We start from the raw sequence: 16,085 nt of genomic DNA, 5'->3' as shown, positions 1-16,085 counted from the left end.
GTCGGTGTTTTTAAGGGACAGCCCTCCCCCCTTTTCGCCCCGTACTTGTCGTCGACCAGTTCGAAGAAACCTTCACGCTCTCCTCCGACGAGGCGGACCGGCGGACGTTCGTGCAGTTGCTCAGTGCGGCGTGCACGCCCGGGGAGGAGGGCGGTGCGGCGCCCGTGGTCGTGGTGCTGGGGGTGCGGGCCGATTTCTACGAGCAGTGCCTCGGCTATCCCGAGCTGGCGGACGCCCTGCAGCACCGGCACATGGTGCTGGGGCCGTTGACCACGGCGGAGTTGCGGGAGGCGGTGACCGGCCCGGCCAAGGCCGTGGGGCTGGAGCTGGAACCGGGGCTTGCGGAGCTGATCGTGCGCGAGGTGAGCGCCGACGGACCGCGCGGGGCGCACGACGCGGGCGTGCTGCCGTTGCTGTCGCACGCCCTGCTTGTGACCTGGCAGCGGCGGAAGGCGGGCCGGCTGACGCTGGCCGGCTACCGGGCGGCCGGCGGTATCCAGGGCGCGGTGGCGGCCACCGCCGAGCGGGCCTGGTCGGGGCTGGACCCGGCGGCCCGTGCGGCGGCGCGGCTGCTGTTGCTGCGACTGGTCCGGCTGGGCGAGGACACCCAGGCCACCCGGCGCCGGGGCACCCGGCGGCAGCTCGCGGACGGCTCGGCGGACCCGGAGAAGACCGAGGAGTCTCTGGAGGCGATGGCCCGCGCCCGGCTGCTGACACTGGACGCGGAGACCGTGGAGATCACCCACGAGGCGTTGCTGCACGCCTGGCCGCGCCTGCGCGGGTGGATCGACGAGGGCCGCAACGACCATCTGTTGCGGCAGCGGCTGGAGGAGGACGGCCGCGCCTGGGAGGACTCCGGGCGCGATCCCTCGCTGCTCTACCGGGGCTCACGGCTCGAACAGGCGCACACCTGGGCGAAGTCCACCAGGGACGCCGGGGACACTGGGCACACCGATCGCACCGATCGCACCGATCGCACCGATCGCACCGATCGCACCGACGGTGCGGACGGCAAGCACAGGAGCGGCGGCAAGCACGGGGGCAGCGCCAAGGAAGAAAGCCGCGCCAAGGACGAGAGCCGCAGCAAGCAAGGGAGCCGCGCGAACAGGAACACCAAGAACCCCGGACACACCGGCAACGCCTTCCTGACCCGCAGCGCCGTGGAGTTCCTGGCCGCCTCGGTCCGGCTGCGCCGCCGTACCGTCCGGATCCGGCGGAGTGCCGTGGCCGCGCTGGTGGCGTTCGCCCTGGTGGCCGTCGGCTCGGCGGTGGTCGCCTGGCAGCAGCGCAACGACGCGGTGTTCGAACAGGTTCTCGCCCAGGCCGATCGGGTCCAGTACTCGGATCCGTCGCTGTCGGCCCAGCTCGACCTGGTGGCGCACGAGCTGCGGCCCGACGACGAGGGCACCGGCAACCGGCTCGTCTCGATCGTCAACGCGCCCCTCGCCACCCCTCTCCTCGGCCACGGCGGTGCCGTCTACCTCACCTCATTCAGCCCCGACGGCAAGTACCTGGCCACCGCCAGCTACGACCGGTCCGTGCGGCTGTGGGACGTGGCGGACCCGTCCCGTCCCAAGGCCCTGGGCAAGCCCCTCACCGGGCACACCAGCTGGGTGAGCAGTGCGGTCTTCGCACCGGACGGCCGTACGCTCGCCAGCGCCGGTGACGACGGCACGATCCGTATGTGGGACGTGCGCAACCCGCGAGCGCCGCGCGCGCTGGGCGCACCGCTGACCGGGCACGACGGCACCATCTTCCTCATCGCCTTCAGCCCGGACGGGCGGACTCTGGCGTCCGTGGGCGAGGACCACACCGTACGGCTGTGGGACGTGAGCGACCCGGCGCACGCGACGGAGCTCGGCGCGCCCCTCACCGGGCACAGCGCTCCCGTACGCGCCGTCGCGTTCGGGCCGGACGGGAAGACACTGGCGACCGGGGGCGACGACAACACGATCCGGCTGTGGGACGTGGCCGTTCCGCGTGCACCGCGCGCGCTGGGGACCGTGCTCAAGGGCCATACGAGCCTGGTGCACTCGCTGGCCTTCAGTCCCGACGGGCGGACGCTGGCCAGCGGCAGTTCGGACAACACCGTCCGGCTCTGGGACGTGGCCGAGCCGCGCCGGGCGCGCGCGCTGGGCGCGCCGCTCACCGGGCACACCGGCCCCATCTGGTCCGTGGCGTTCAGCCCGGACGGCAGGACGCTGGCCGCCGCCAGCGCGGACAGCACGGCGAGTCTGTGGAACGTCGAGGACCCCGCGTACCCGTCGCAGGTCGGCGAGCCGCTGGCCGGGGCGAGCGGGGAGATGTTCGCCCTGGGGTTCAGCCCGGACGGCCGGACCCTCGCCACCGGGAGCGGCGACAGCAAGGTCCGGCTGTGGGCGTTGCCGACCTCGGACATGGTCGGCCGCAACGGGGTGTTCCGGCCGGACGGGCGGGTGCTGGCCACCGCCGGACACGACGGCCGGATCCGGCTGTGGAACGTGGCGGAGCCCGGCCGGCCGGTGCTGCTGGGGAAGGCGTTCACGCTCAAGGACAGCGGCAATCGCTCGCTGTCGTTCTCCCCCGACGGCCGCACCCTCTCGATCGTGGCCGGAAACCGGGCGCTGTATCTGTGGGACGTCAGCGACCCGGCCCGCCCGGTCCTGCGGGGGTCACCGCTCGAGCTGCGGATCCGGTACACGGACGCGCAGGCGTACAGCCCGGACGGGCGGGTCCTGGCCACCTCCTACGGCGACCACGACGTGCGGTTGTGGGACGTCAGCGACCCCTCGCACGTCGTCCCGCTCGGCAAGCCCCTCACCGGACACAAGGGTTACATCCTCGCCCTCGTCTTCAGCCCGGACGGCCGTACGCTCGCCAGCGGCAGCGCGGACGGCACCATCCGGCTGTGGGACGTGGCCGACCCGGCCCGGTCCACGCGGCTCGACGGGCCCCTGACCGCCCACCGCGGCGCGGTCAGCGACCTCGTCTACAGTCCGGACGGCAGGACGCTGGCCAGCGGCGGTGGCGACGACACGGTCCGGCTCTGGGACGTCTCCGACCCTCGCGCAGCGACGCGCCTGGGCGCGCCGCTCGTGGGTCACACGGAGGCGGTCGTCTCGCTGACCTTCAGCCCGGACGGCCGGACCCTGGCCAGCGGCGGGAACGACAGCACCGTCCACCTCTGGGACGTCTCCCGCCCCGCCGACGCCTCCCCCATCGGCCGGGCGATGAGCCCCAACGCCAAGACGGGCCAGTTCCTGTCCTTCAGCCCGAAGAGCGACATGCTCGGGGTCTCCAGCGGCGCCGACACCGTACGGCTGTGGAATCTGGACGTCGACGACGCCGTACGGCACATCTGCTCGTCGACACGCGGGGTGCTCACACGGGAGAAGTGGGACGAGTATTTGCCTCGGCTGTCGTACGAGCCGCCCTGCGAGGGCGCCTGACGGGCCGCTGAGCAGCGTGTTCGCGGCTGCCACCCGGTCCGTTCCGGCCATCCGGACGGGACTGGGGGCGAGGTGGACGGCCCTGTGGAGCCGCGTGATCCCGATCACAACTTGTCAACGCTATCGACCAGTCGGCTCCCGTCGCGCGAACAGCCTTGTTAGCCTTGGCCATAGCCCGGTCGCTGGTGCATCCCCCGTCGCCAGCGACCGGGCCCTTTCATGCCCTCCGGGCCTACGCTCGTCCGGCTGGCCCGCTCGCCCACTCCTCCGCTCCCCCCCGTTCCGCTCAGCCGTTCCAGGCCTCGTCGTACGGGTCCTGCGGCGCCTTGACCGGCTTGGTCGTGGTGACCCGGAGGTAGGGGACGGCGGTGCCGTTGAGGGGGTCCTCGGTCCGCTGCGGCGTGTAGGTGCCGGTGACCTCGATCCAGGTGTCGGGCTGGAGGACGACGGGCAGCTCGCCGGTGAGGGCGATCTTGACGGGCTGGGCGTCCGCGGCACAGCAGTTGAGGGCCATGCGGACCAGGTACGGCTTGCCGGAGTCGTCGAACGCGAGGAAGCCCGTGACCTTGAGCGGGCGGCCCGCGAGGGCGCGCCCCTTGTCGTAGACCGCGCGGCCCGCGTAGTCGGCGACGCTCAGGCGGAGGGTGCCGTCGGCGGGGAGTTTCGGATAGCCCCAGGGCTGTTCCTGGAGGGCCGTGCCGGTGCGCATCGCGGTGTAGGAGCCGGCGGCGGGCGGGGCGACGAGGACGAGGGCGAGCAGCGGGAGGACGAGCAGCCAGGAGACCCGGGGTTCGCGGTGGGGGTGTGACTCGTCGGCATGGGCGGGCGGCTCGGCCTGTCGCTCCTGCTGTCGCGCCCGGCGTTCGTACCAGAGCGTGGCGACGGCGGCGGCTATGAGGACGATGCCCGCGCCGATCAGGAGGGGGCGCAGGCCGGCCTTGACGTAGCGGAGGTAGAGGTCGGTGAAGCCGGCGTGCAGCAGGGCTCCGCCGGTGAGGAAGAGGACGACGGTCTGGGCCTGGCGGTTCACAGCAGCACCGCCCCGACGAGGGCCGACACCAGGATCGCGAGGGCGAAGGTGGCGGGGGCGAAGCGGAGCGCGAAGGCGCGGCCGAAGGTGGCGGTCTGCATGGCGAAGAGTTTCAGGTCGATCATCGGGCCGACGACCAGGAAGGCCAGCCGGGAGGTCAGGGAGAACTGGGTCAGGGAGGCCGCCACGAACGCGTCCGCCTCCGAGCAGATCGACAGCAGTACGGCCAGGACGGCGAGGGCGAGGATCGCGATCACCGGGTTGTCGGCGGCGGCGTTCAGCCAGCTCGCCGGGACGACGGCCTTGAGCGTGGCCGCCGCCATCGCGCCGACGACCAGGAAGCCGCCCGCGTGCATCACGTCGTGCCGCACCGAGCCCCAGAACGCCGCGCCCTTGCTCTGCCCCTCGTAGGACGGCCGCTCCGGCGGGCGCATCCACTCGCCGCGGCCCAGCCGTAGCCACAGCCAGCCCATCGCGCAGGCCACCAGCAGGCTCGCCACCAGCCTGGCCAGCACCATCTCGGGGTTCCCCGGGAAGGCCACGGCGGTGGCGGTCAGCACGATCGGGTTGATCGCGGGGGCGGAGAGGAGGAAGGCGAGCGCCGCCGCGGGTGTCACGCCCCGGCGTACGAGGGCGCCCGCGACCGGAACCGAGGCGCACTCGCAGCCCGGCAGTACCACCCCGGCCACGCCGGCCGCCGGGACCGCCAGGGCGGGTCGCTTCGGCAGCGCGCGGACGAAGAACGACGCGGGCACGAACACCGCGATGGCCGCCGACAGCAGCACCCCGATGACCAGGAACGGCAGGGCCTGCACGACCACCGCGACGAACACGGTCATCCAGCTCTGGGTCACCGGTGCGGAGAGCAGGCCACGCAGCGGGGCCTGCGCCACCACCGCGAGAACCAGCAGCATGGTGAGCAGCAGGGGTGGGTCGAGATGCCGCCCGCGGTGCGGGGCTTCTTCCTTGGTTGTGGCCACGGGGGACGGTACCTCCGTAGGGAACGACTGTGCCGAGCGGGCCTGTTCGACCCTTTCCTCCCATACGGCGCCCGGCCCGGGGTTGCTCACGGTCCCCGGACCCCATTTTTAGTAATGGGATCCATTTTCATGTAGCGTTCCGGTCCATCACACCATCACCCTGTGGAGGAGGACCCCATGGCCGTACCCAAGCGGAAGATGTCCCGCAGCAACACCCGCCACCGTCGCGCCCAGTGGAAGGCGAGCACGCCCCAGCTGGTGCCGTTCACGGTCGACGGCACCACCCACCTCGTACCGCAGCGACTGCTGAAGGCGTACGAGCGCGGGCTGATCCACCCCGAGGGCTGAGGCCGTGACCACGCTCCGGGGGCGGCTGCCCGTCACCGTCCTGTCCGGGTTCCTCGGCGCGGGCAAGACCACCCTGCTCAATCATGTCCTCGGCAACCGTGAGGGGTTGCGGGTGGCGGTGATCGTCAACGACATGAGTGAGGTCAACATCGACGCCGCGCTCGTGCGCGGGGGCGAGGCGGCGCTGTCCCGCACCGAGGAGCGGCTCGTCGAGATGACCAACGGGTGCATCTGCTGCACCCTGCGCGACGACCTGCTGGAGGAGGTGGACCGGCTCGCGCGCGAGGGGCGTTTCGACTATCTGCTGATCGAGAGCTCAGGGATCAGCGAACCCATGCCCGTCGCGGCCACGTTCGCCTTCGCGCGCGACGACGGGGCCACGCTCGGGGATCTCGCGCGGCTCGACACCATGGTGACGGTCGTCGACGCGGTCAACTTCCTGCCGGAGCTGGCAGGCGGGGACGAGCTGGTGGCGCGGGGGCTCGACCAGTACGAGGACGACGAGCGCACCGTGAGCGATCTGCTCATGGACCAGGTGGAGTTCGCCGACGTGATCGTGCTGAACAAGACCGACCTCGTGGACACGGCGACCGCCGAGCGGCTCGCTGCGACCCTGGCGCGGCTCAACCCGGCGGCGCGGATCGTGCCGGTCAGCCATGGGCGGGTCCGGATCGAGGAGGTGCTCGGCACGCGGGCGTTCGATCTCGAACGGGCTCAGCAGGCGCCGGGATGGGTGCGGGAGCTGAACGGGGAGCATGTGCCGGAGACCGAGGAGTACGGCATCTCGTCGACGATCTTCCGGTCCGAACACCCCTTCCATCCCGGGCGGTTGTGGGACTTCGTGACCGAGGGGCTCGACAGCGGCGCGTTCGGGCAGGTGCTGCGGTCCAAGGGGTTCTTCACGCTCGCCGGGCGGACGGGGGTCGTCGGGCTGTGGTCCCAGGCCGGGTCGGTGGCCCGCTTCGAACCGACCGCGGCGCAGGACGAAGAGGCCCCGTTCGCGCAGGAGTTGGTGTTCATCGGAACGGGGTTGCGGGTGGATGCCCTGCGGGCGGCTCTCGCCGGGTGTCTGGTGACGGAGGACGAGGGCGGGGGCGGGTTTGGGGTGGCCCTGGATGATCCGTTTCCGGCGTGGGATGTGCACGGGGTTGTGTGCGGGTGAGGTCGTCTGCGGGTCCGGTGGGGGCTGGTCGCGCAGTTCCCCGCGCCCCTGAAAAAGCAGGGGCTGCGCCCCGTGCTTTTCGGCCCGAAAGGCCGTAGGCCTTTCAGGGGCGCGGGGAACTGCGCGAGAAGCCCCGCCGGCCGGCAGCCGACCGACCCGGCCCCAGACCTACTCCCCCGCCCGTCTCCCCAACAGCTCCGCCAGCCCCCGCCGCGTCGCCGCCAGCACCACCCGGTCCTCGGCCCGCAGGACGTACGTGGGCGGCAGGTCCCAGATCAGTCCCGAACCCGGCGCCGACCCAGGCGCCCGCTCCGGACCCGGCTCCCCTGAGGCCGCCGTGTCGAGGGCCAGCACCCGCCACGCCCCCGCCCGGAACGCCTCCGCGACCGTCCGGCCCTCCAGGCGCCGGTGGCCGCGGACCTCCACGGCGGCGAAGAGGAGCACACGGCGCTCGACGGGGATCGCGCCCAGGATCTGGCGCCCCATCATCGCGCCGGCGAACGCGGGCGCGGCGAGGTGGGTGACGCTGCGGCTGCGGGTGAGTGCGCCGGGGTGCGCGGCGCGCAGGGTGCGGTAGACGGCCGTGGCGAAGTCGTCGTCGTAGAGGCGGAGGACGACGCGCAGGTCGGGACGTACGGAACGGGCGTACAGGCCGGCTTCGAGGTTCGTCGTGTCGGAGCTGGTGACCGCGAGGAGGGCGTGGGCGCGGTGGATCTTGGCGGCCTCCAGGACGCCCTCCTGGGTCACGTCGCCCAGGATGACGGGCACCCGTAGCCGACGGGCCTCGGCGAGACCGCGGGCCTCGGGGTCCTCCTCGACGCAGACGACCGGGATGTGGAGCTCACGCAGTCGGGCGAGCACACGGGTGCCGATCTTGCCGAGCCCGAGGAGGACGACGTGTCCGGACAGGCCGCGCGGCGGCTTGCGCAGGGCGGTGCCGCTGCGGAACGTGCCGAGCGCCTCCAGCACGGCGGCCAGGAGCACGGGCAGGAGGAGTAAGCCCATGAGGCCGGAGAGGAGTTGGAGGATCTGCCGCGCGTCGCTCTGGTCCGTCGCGGGGTCGGCGATCCCGAAGAGGTCGAGGAGGGTCGCGTACGTCGCCTGGAGCGGATGCTCTCCGGTGATCACCATCTGGGCGACGGCGAGGGCGAACACGCACCCGATCATCCCCGCGAGGGACCACCGCAGCCGCCGCGAGAGCAGCGAGCCCACGGCCCCGAGCGGAGCGCCACCGGACCGGCCGGGCGGCAGTGCGGGGCCCGTGTAGCGGACGGTGTCGAGGACGACGGTGCCGCGCCCGGTGGCCTCCGCCACCGCCCTTTCGTCGGGCAGGAGTTGGGGACCGCGCTCCCCGCTGCCCTCGGAACCCTCGGTTCCGGCTGGGTCGTTGGTGGTGGCCGACAGCAGCGCGAGGGTGCACAGACCTCCCGCGCCCTGGCCCGCGCGGCCGGGCGGGCGTTCCACGGCCCTGAGCATCAGTCCGTCCGTCTGGACGACCTTGCTGGTCCCGGCCACGGCGGTCGCGGCCAGCGCGGGCGCGGCCGTGTCGGCGTCGGACAGGACGGTCGTCGAGGCGCCGAAGCCGTCGACCCCGTCGGCGGCGGTGCCGCCCGTCGCCAACGCCGAGGCCTGGTCCAGGAGTTCCTCGATGTGCTGGCCCAACCTGCGGTTGTAGAGCCTGAGGACGAGCCGCAGGCGCGGGTTGAGGCGGCGGGCGGTGAGGGCCGCACGGATGTTGGTCTCGTCGTCGTCGTACACGAGGGCCAGGGCGGCGGCCCGTTCCACCCCGGCCTCGGCGAGCACCGCCTCGGTGGCCTCGGTGGCCTCCAGGACCCGCTCGCCGCCGTTCCGGAAGCTGTTCCCGCGGGTTCGCTCGCCGGCCGGGTCGCCCGTCCGGTCGCCGGTCCGGTCTTCGGCGTTCGGATCGCCGTTGCCCGCCGCCCTGTTGACGACTGCCGTCACCCGGTCGAGGAGCGCGGCGGCGGTGCGGGCGCGCCCGACGACCGGCCGCGGGGCGATCCGCGCGGTGGGCGGCACGACGAGGGTCACCTGCTCCCGATACACGGTGCGCAGTTCGGCTGCGAGGCGGTGCGCCAGTCCGTCGTCCCCGCAGACGACCATGTGCGCGCCGGGGTCGGCAGGACCGGGCTGTCGGCCGAGACCGGGCTGTCGGCCGGGACCGGTACGGCTGTTGGCTTGCGAAGGGCTCCCCACGAGGCAGAAGACTGCCTCATCGACACGGCCGGTTCCCCAGTGATCCGGATCACAGTTGCCGGTTGAGTGCGACGGCGGGTGGAAATCCGTACTCAAGAGGGACGGGATGACGGCGGTGTCCGGATGCGAGGATGGGGCGCCATGACCGCAGGGTGGGGTACGCGCACGACACGCGCCGCGATGTTCGCGGCCGTCTGTGTGCTGCTCGCCGCCCTGGGACACGTGTTGATGTCGGGCGGTCATGTCTCCTGGTGGGCCCTGGCCGTCGGGGCCGCCGCGACCGGTGCGGTCGGCTGGCGCCTGGCCGGACGTGAGCGCGGCCTCCCGCTGATCACGTCCGTGGTGGTCGCCGCGCAGACGGCCCTCCACTGGGGCTTCGAGCTGGCGCAGCCGTCGGGCTCCGCGGGCGCGGACACGGTGGCGGTGACGGTGACGGTGACGGACGCGGTAGCCGTCGGCGCGATGGACATGGGCTCCGCCCACATGAATCACACCGCCCACATGGGCCCAACCGGTCACATGGACCCGACCGGTCACCTGGGCCATGTGGACCCCAGCATGCCTGGTCACCTCTTCGACGGCTCGTCCGCGTCCTCGTACGGCATGTTCGCCGCGCACCTGCTGGCCGCGCTGCTGTGCGGTCTGTGGCTGGCGTACGGCGAGCGCGCAGCCTTCGCGCTGCTGCGGGCCGTGGCCGGCTGGCTGGCCGCACCGCTCCGGCTGGCGCTCGCGCTGCCCGTCGCGGCGTCGCGACCGCGGCCCCGGGTACGGCGCGGCCGCACGAACCGCTCGCCGCGCCGGCTCCTTCTCGTCCACGCGATCGCCTCTCGGGGCCCGCCCGCCGGGACCGCTGTCAGCTGACGACAGCCGGTGACCCGGGGCAGCCACCACGGCTCGCTCCCGGGCTTCGGCCGTACGCCGCCACACATGCGTGCCGTACGGCCGACTTCCCTCCCCACCGGACCACCGGACCACCGGCCCCCGGACGCGTTCCCATGTGCCGCGCACGGCCGCGCACGTCCAACGCGCGCGTCCGCGCACGGTCGGCGACCGTACGGCCAAGCGGCTCTCACGTGCCCATGCCGGTCGATGGATGGTCCGGGTCCCGGACGACCCGAGAAGGACACCAGGTGATCACCCTTACTCCCCCGCCCGCGTCGGTCCCGCGCGCCTCCCGGTCCACGACCGACGAGTCCATAACCGCCTGGGCGCTCGCCGCGCGCGGCGGCGACCCGGAGGCCGTCGAACGGTTCGTCGGCGCGCTCCACCGTGACGTCCAGCGGTTCGTCGCCCACCTCTGCGCGGACCCGCAGGCGGTGGACGACCTCGCGCAGGACACGTTCCTGCGGGCGCTCGGCAGCCTGCACCGGTTCGAAGGCCGGTGCTCGGCCCGTACGTGGCTGCTGTCCATCGCCCGCCGGGCGGTGACCGACAGCTTCCGGTACGCGGCGGCCCGGCCCCGGCTGTCCGACGTACCGGACTGGCGGCTGGCCGTCGAGCACGCCCAGCCGCGCGGACTGCCCGGCTTCGACGACGGCGTCGTGCTCGCCGATCTGCTGGGCGCGCTGCCCGACGAACGGCGTGAGGCGTTCGTCCTCACGCAGATGCTGGGGCTCTCCTACGAGGACGCGGCGGAGCTGACCGGCTGCCCCGTCGGGACGGTGCGGTCACGTGTGTCACGGGCGCGGTCCACGCTCCTGCGGTTGCTGGCGGCGGCGGAGGGGGCACGTGAGGAGGGCGCGTTGGTGGCGGCGGCCTGAGGTGGATCCGTCCTAGTCCTAGTCCTGTTCCTGGTCCTGTTCCTGGTCCTGTTCCTGGTCCTGTTCCTGGTCCTCGCCCCCGCCGCCCCTACCCGTCCCATCCCCAGGGGCTGCGCCCCTTCGACCCGCTGGGGTGTGTGGGCGGGTGCGGGTGTGTGGGGGTTCTCGCGCCGTTCCCCGCGCCCCTTTCGGGCGCGGGGTGTCGGCGGTCTCAGGGGCGGCCCCCCAGGTGCCGTTCCGCGAAGTCCAGTTCCAGGCGGAGCTGTTTGATGCGTTCGTCGACGACCAGGGAGCCGTGGCCGGCGTCGTAGCGGTAGACCTCGTGGACGGCTGAGCGGGCGGCGAGGCGGTCGACGTAGTTGTCGATCTGGCGGATGGGGCAGCGGGGGTCGTTGACACCGGCCGAGATGTAGACCGGGGCCTTCACCGCGTCGACGTAGGTCAGCGGGGACGAGGCCTCGAAGCGCTCGGGGACCTCCTCGGGCGTGCCGCCGAGGAGCGTGCGGTCCATCGCCTTGAGCGCCTCCATCTCGTCGTGGTACGCGGTGACGTAGTCCGCGACGGGGACCGCGGCGATGCCGAGCGTCCAGGCCTCCGGCTCGGTGCCGAGGCCCAGGAGGGTGAGGTACCCGCCCCAGGAGCCGCCGGTGAGGACGAGACGGTCGGGGTCGGCGAAGCCGGAGCCCACGGCCCACTCCCGGACGGCCGCGATGTCCTCCAGCTCGATCAGGCCGACCCGGTGCTTGAGGGCGTCGGTCCAGGCGCGGCCGTACCCGGTGGAACCGCGGTAGTTGATGCGGATCACCGCGTAACCGTGGTCGAGCCAGGCGGCCGGGCCCGCCGCGAAGGCGTCGCTGTCGTGCCAGGTCGGGCCGCCGTGGATGTCGAAGACCGTGGGGTACGGGCCGGACACGCCCGCCGGGCGCTGGACCAGGGCGTGGACGCGGCCCCCGGGGGTGTCCACCCAGACGTCCTCCACCGGCACCGAGCCGGGCGACTTCAGCCCCGGCGGGTCGAGGACCACCTTGCCGGTCGTGGAGCGGACGACCGGCGGTTCGGCGGCCGAGGACCACAGGTACTCGATGCTGCCGTCGGGTCGGGCCGTGGCCCCCGAGACCGTCCCTCGCGGGGTGTCCACCCGCTCCAGGGCGCGGGTCGCCAGGTCGTAGCGGAACAGCTCGCTGCGGGCCTCGAAGCTGTGGGCGACCAGCAGCGCGGAGCCGTCCGGATACCACTCGGCGCTCAGGTCGCCCTCCAGCCGGTCGGCGAGCCCTAGGTCGGTCTCCTCGCCGGAGACCACGTCCCAGACGAGCGGCTCCCAACGGCCGCCCCGCTGATGGCCGATGAGCAGCCGGGTGTCGCCGACGACGGGGGCGAAGCCCAGCACCTCCAGCCCCAGCTCAACCGTGCCGCCCTTGGTGTCGTCGAGCTCGGCGACCGCCGTGCCGTCCGGCCGGACCACGCGCAGCGCCGAGTGCATCGCGTCGCCGTGCTCGGTGTGCTCGATCGCGATCAGCGAGCCGTCGTGCGAGAGGTCGCCGACGCCTGCCGACTCACGGTGGCGGTAGATCTCGACGGGGGCCTCGCCCCGCCGGGACAGGTGGATCGTGGAGCCGTCCTCGTCGGTGGAGCGGCCGACGACCGCCGTACGGCCGTCGCGGCCGAGGGCCAGACCCGCCGGGTACGACGGCTCCAGGCCCGGGGCACCCTCCTCGTCCGGACCGCCGTCGAACGGCTGGCGCCGCCAGACGCCGAACTCGTCCCCGTCCTTGTCGTCGAACCACCAGATCCACTCGCCGTCCGGTGAGAGCACACCGTCCGTCGTGCCGTTGGCCCGGTTCGTGACCTGGCGCTGCTCGCCGGTGGCGCGGTCCCACGCGTACAACTCGTACGTGCCCGTGGCGTTGGAGACGAACAGCGAGCGGTGCGGCGCGTCCTCCGCCCAGTCCGGCAGGGACACCCTCGGTGCCCGGAACCTCTTCTCCCAGTCGGGCATGGACCCGCTCTGCTGCTGCGGGGTGGCCCCGTTGCTCTCAGTCATGGCCCCATATTGCCCCGCCCGCACGACAATGCGCCGACGAGGTCCCCAGCCTGTGGATAACTTCGGTCGCCGCGGGGTCGGCCCGGGCCGATTGTCAGTGCCCGGGTGCAGACTTCCCGCATGACCTCAACGACACGAAAGACGGCCACGGGGACGACCGCGGTGACTGCTGCGGGGACGACTGCGGGGACGGCTCCGAGTACCGATCTGCGGGGGACCGTCGAGCGTTTCTGGGCCACCGCCGAGGGCCGGGACTGGGCCGCGTTCGCCGAGACGCTGGCCGAGGACGTCGTGTACGAGCTGCCGCAGACGCGGGAGCGGATTCGCGGCCGGGAGCGGTACGTGGAGTTCAACCGGGAGTATCCCGGTGACTGGCACGCCCGGATCGAACGCATCGTCGCGGAGCCGCGGCAGCCGGGACAGCCGGGACAGCGGGAGCAGGTCGTCAGCTGGACGCACGTCACCGTGGGGCTGGAGGAGATGTACGCGATCTCGTTCTTCACGGGGGACGAGGACGGCCGGATAGTCGCGATCACGGACTTCTGGCCCGAGCCGTACGAGCCTCCGGCCGGGCGTGAGCACCTCGTCGAGCGGTACTGAGGGGGCGGTCGTGAGGGCCTAGGAGGGGCGACCCCGGGGCCGGGGGCCCGGCGCGGGCACCGTACGGTGGAAGGCGTGTACCGGTTCCTGCTGACGCCCCGATGGTGGGGGATCAACGTCTTCGTGCTGCTCGCCATCCCGTTCTGCGTGTTCATGGGGTCGTGGCAGCTGAGCCGGTTCGAGGACCGGATGCAGGACCACCGCGCGGCGACCGAGCGGATCGACCCGGCGGACCGGGCCCCGGCGCGCCCGCTGGACGAGCTGCTGCCGGTGGACAAGGAGACCTCGGGCGAACTGGCCACGGTGAGCGGGCGGTACGGCGAGCAGCTCCTCGTGCCCAACCGTGAGCTGGACGGCCGGACCGGGTTCTACGTGCTGACACTGCTGCGCACCGACGAGGGCAAGGCCCTGCCTGTCGTACGGGGCTGGCTGCCCGGAGCGGCGGACGCCGACCGGGCCCCGGCGGCCCCCTCCGGCGAGGTCACCGTCACCGGTTCGCTGCAGGCCTCCGAGACACCGGGGTCGAACGGCGTGCCCGTCCAGGGCGGGCTGCCGGCCGGACAGACCTCGGCGATCAGCGCGGCGGCGCTGGTGAACCTCGTGCCGGACGACCTGTACGACGCCTGGATCACCCTCGACAAGGCCGACTCGGGCATGAAGGCCGTCCCCGCGACCGCGCCGCAGGACACCGGGCTCGACCTCAAGGCCTTCCAGAACCTCGGCTACACCGGCGAGTGGTTCGTCTTCGCCGGCTTCGTCGTCTTCATGTGGTTCCGCCTGCTCCGCCGCGAGGTCGAGTTCCTCCGCGACGCGGAATTGGGGCTGCTGCCCGACACCGCCGACCGAGCCGACGACGACCGCTCCCGCGAAGCCGAACCGGCCCCGTAGGGCCGACGGGGCGCACGCGACCGGCCCCCTAGGACCGGCCGGGCTCACGCGACCGGCTCACGCCCGACCGCAGGGGTCGCTCCTCCCAGGGCCTCACAGCCCTGTCGGGAGGCCCCCGCAGCCTTGCCGCTCGCTGGGCGGGGTGGGGTGGGGTGCCGCCCCGGGCCGTCAGCACTGCCAATGGGCCCGTCAGGACTCGTCGGCCAGGCCCGTCAGGCGCCCGCCGACAGATCCGTCAGACACTCGCCAGCAGGCCCGTCCGGTAGACCACGCCCGCGCAGGCGTTGCTGATGGCTGTCGAGAAGGTGGCGATGCCGCCCTCGGTGGTGTGGGAGACGAGGACGCTGCCGTCGACGACGCCGTCCTCGGTGAAGAGCTGGGTGGAGACGGAGTTCGAGCCGTCGGTGGTGGCGCTGGGGGTCTCCTCCCCCGTGGGCGTCGGGTCCGGTGACGGATCCGTACCGCCGGTGCCGCCACCGGTCGTCCCGCCGGTGGTCGGGCAGGGCTCCGACGGAACCCAGGCGAACCGCACCTCGTAGGCCGCTCCCGGCTCCAGCACCAACTGGGTCAGGGACAGCGACGGATCGGGCAGTCCGGCCGCCGCGTCACCGGCGACATGGGGCGAGACCATGATCTTCGACCCGTCCGCACCACCCACCGGGCTGGCGCTCACAGCACCCCCGCCGGTGACCGTACAGCTCGTGCCCGAGATGTTGGAGACGCGGAACGAGCCGTAGACGGCTCCGCCGGAGTCCGGTGCGTTAACGCTCCCGCCACCGCCGAGCTGGGCCGTCGTGCACAGCGTGGTGGCAGCGGCCGTCGGCGTCGCCTGGGTGCCGCCCGTGGAGCCGCTGCTCTGGCCCTTGCCCTTGTCGTCCTTGTCCTTGTCCTTGCTTTTGCCGGGTTCCTTCGACCCCCCGGAGGGGCCCCCCGACGAACCGTTCCCGCCGGTCTGGCCCTTGGACTGGTTCTCGTTCTCCTGCTTGTGCGAGCCGTTGCCCATGATGGAGGTGTTGACGTCGGAGCCCGTGGAGTTGGAGACGTGCACGAGGGCCGGGATCGCCGTGCCGATGAGGAGCGCGGCGGCGGCCATGCCGACGACGGCCTGGCGCTTGCGGGTCCGCCGCGCCGGTACCGCCCGTCGCAGATGCTCCAGGGTGCCGTCCTTGGGTTCGATCTCCGACACCGCCTGGTGCAGCAGATTGCGCAGCACCAGCTCGTCGGAGTCGAACCCGCCGATGCCCTTCGCCCCGGAGCCGTTGAGCACCGAGCCGTTCAGCACCGAGCCGTTGAGCGCGGTGCCGTCCGGTGCCGAGCCGTCGGGTGCCGAGCCGTCGCGTGCCGAATCGCTCGTACCCGCGCCGTCCGGGGCCGCGTCGTCCGTACCCGGGTCGGCGGACCGCGAGTCGTCGTCACGCGAGTCGTCGTCACACGACTCGTCCTCACGCGACTCGTCCGGAGCGTGGCCTTCGAGATCCTGGCCCTCGGGGTGGGGGCCTTGTTCTTCGGGGCCGTGATTCACAGTTCCGTTCCCAGCGTGCGATTGCGTTTCTTCGTGCTCCTCGAGCCCGCGCCCCCCGACGCGCCCGTCCCGCCCGCGCTGCCCCGCGCGTTCGTCCCCGCGCTCCTCAGCG

11 protein-coding genes and 1 pseudogene are annotated in these 16,085 nt (G+C 72.9%); 7 read left to right on the top strand and 5 right to left on the bottom strand.

Going from position 1 to position 16,085, the window contains the following annotated elements; translation table 11 throughout:
• Positions 1-35: 35 nt before the first annotated feature.
• Positions 36-3,428 (top strand): annotated as a pseudogene (locus tag P1P70_RS14245) (WD40 repeat domain-containing protein); the annotation flags it as partial.
• A gap of 286 nt (positions 3,429-3,714) precedes the next feature.
• On the opposite strand, the gene P1P70_RS14240 reads toward P1P70_RS14245, so the two are convergent.
• Both P1P70_RS14240 and P1P70_RS14235 read right to left on the bottom strand, forming a co-directional pair.
• Entirely contained in the window at positions 3,715-4,458 is a 744-nt protein-coding gene (locus tag P1P70_RS14240; protein ID WP_319237207.1) for a TIGR03943 family putative permease subunit, read from the bottom strand.
• Positions 4,455-5,438, bottom strand: a complete 984-nt coding sequence (locus tag P1P70_RS14235; protein ID WP_319237206.1) for a permease — start codon at positions 5,436-5,438, stop codon at positions 4,455-4,457. The genes P1P70_RS14240 and P1P70_RS14235 overlap by 4 nt, the downstream gene beginning before the upstream one ends.
• 177 nt (positions 5,439-5,615) lie before the next feature.
• On the opposite strand from P1P70_RS14235, the gene rpmF reads away from it, so the two are divergent.
• Positions 5,616-5,786, top strand: coding sequence for a 50S ribosomal protein L32 (gene rpmF, locus P1P70_RS14230; protein ID WP_033524576.1), 171 nt, complete (start codon positions 5,616-5,618; stop codon positions 5,784-5,786).
• A 4-nt stretch (positions 5,787-5,790) separates the two neighbouring features.
• Positions 5,791-6,948, top strand: a complete 1,158-nt coding sequence (locus P1P70_RS14225; RefSeq protein WP_319237205.1) for a GTP-binding protein — start codon at positions 5,791-5,793, stop codon at positions 6,946-6,948.
• Between the two features lie 168 nt (positions 6,949-7,116).
• On the opposite strand, the gene P1P70_RS14220 is transcribed toward P1P70_RS14225, so the two are convergent.
• On the bottom strand, positions 7,117-9,069 hold the full coding sequence (locus P1P70_RS14220; RefSeq protein ID WP_319237209.1) for an NAD-binding protein: 1,953 nt from the start codon (positions 9,067-9,069) through the stop codon (positions 7,117-7,119).
• 234 nt (positions 9,070-9,303) lie between these two features.
• On the opposite strand from P1P70_RS14220, the gene P1P70_RS14215 reads away from it, so the two are divergent.
• On the top strand, positions 9,304-10,023 hold the full coding sequence (locus tag P1P70_RS14215) for a hypothetical protein (protein WP_319237204.1): 720 nt from the start codon (positions 9,304-9,306) through the stop codon (positions 10,021-10,023).
• A gap of 269 nt (positions 10,024-10,292) precedes the next feature.
• On the top strand, positions 10,293-10,922 hold the full coding sequence (locus P1P70_RS14210; protein ID WP_319237203.1) for a sigma-70 family RNA polymerase sigma factor: 630 nt from the start codon (positions 10,293-10,295) through the stop codon (positions 10,920-10,922).
• Positions 10,923-11,133: 211 nt separating this feature from the next.
• Here the strand turns inward: P1P70_RS14210 and P1P70_RS14205 are convergent, their stop codons facing one another.
• Positions 11,134-12,963, bottom strand: a complete 1,830-nt coding sequence (locus P1P70_RS14205; RefSeq protein ID WP_319237202.1) for a prolyl oligopeptidase family serine peptidase — start codon at positions 12,961-12,963, stop codon at positions 11,134-11,136.
• 120 nt (positions 12,964-13,083) lie between these two features.
• Between P1P70_RS14205 and P1P70_RS14200 the strand changes: the two genes are divergently transcribed.
• On the top strand, positions 13,084-13,563 hold the full coding sequence (locus tag P1P70_RS14200) for a nuclear transport factor 2 family protein (RefSeq protein WP_319237201.1): 480 nt from the start codon (positions 13,084-13,086) through the stop codon (positions 13,561-13,563).
• Positions 13,564-13,638: 75 nt separating this feature from the next.
• Entirely contained in the window at positions 13,639-14,451 is an 813-nt protein-coding gene (locus tag P1P70_RS14195; protein ID WP_319237200.1) for an SURF1 family protein, read from the top strand.
• Positions 14,452-14,686: 235 nt separating this feature from the next.
• Here the strand turns inward: P1P70_RS14195 and P1P70_RS14190 are convergent, their stop codons facing one another.
• A complete protein-coding gene (locus P1P70_RS14190) occupies positions 14,687-15,973 on the bottom strand; it encodes a hypothetical protein (protein WP_319237199.1) in 1,287 nt (428 codons plus the stop codon).
• Positions 15,974-16,085 lie beyond the last annotated feature (112 nt).

The sequence above is a fragment of the Streptomyces sp. MB09-02B genome (assembly GCF_033794485.1).
In the GTDB taxonomy this organism is placed as follows: Bacteria; Actinomycetota; Actinomycetes; order Streptomycetales; family Streptomycetaceae; genus Streptomyces.
This window is presented reverse-complemented; position numbering and strand designations above follow the sequence as displayed.

What these genes read in the sequence shown, in the direction of transcription:
- P1P70_RS14205 (WP_319237202.1), bottom strand. Translation starts at nt 12,963, where the DNA reads ATGACTGAGAGCAACGGGGCCACCCCGCAGCAGCAGAGCGGGTCCATG.
- P1P70_RS14200 (WP_319237201.1), top strand. Translation starts at nt 13,084, where the DNA reads ATGACCTCAACGACACGAAAGACGGCCACGGGGACGACCGCGGTGACT.
- rpmF (WP_033524576.1), top strand. Translation starts at nt 5,616, where the DNA reads ATGGCCGTACCCAAGCGGAAGATGTCCCGCAGCAACACCCGCCACCGT.
- P1P70_RS14215 (WP_319237204.1), top strand. Translation starts at nt 9,304, where the DNA reads ATGACCGCAGGGTGGGGTACGCGCACGACACGCGCCGCGATGTTCGCG.
- P1P70_RS14220 (WP_319237209.1), bottom strand. Translation starts at nt 9,069, where the DNA reads ATGGTCGTCTGCGGGGACGACGGACTGGCGCACCGCCTCGCAGCCGAA.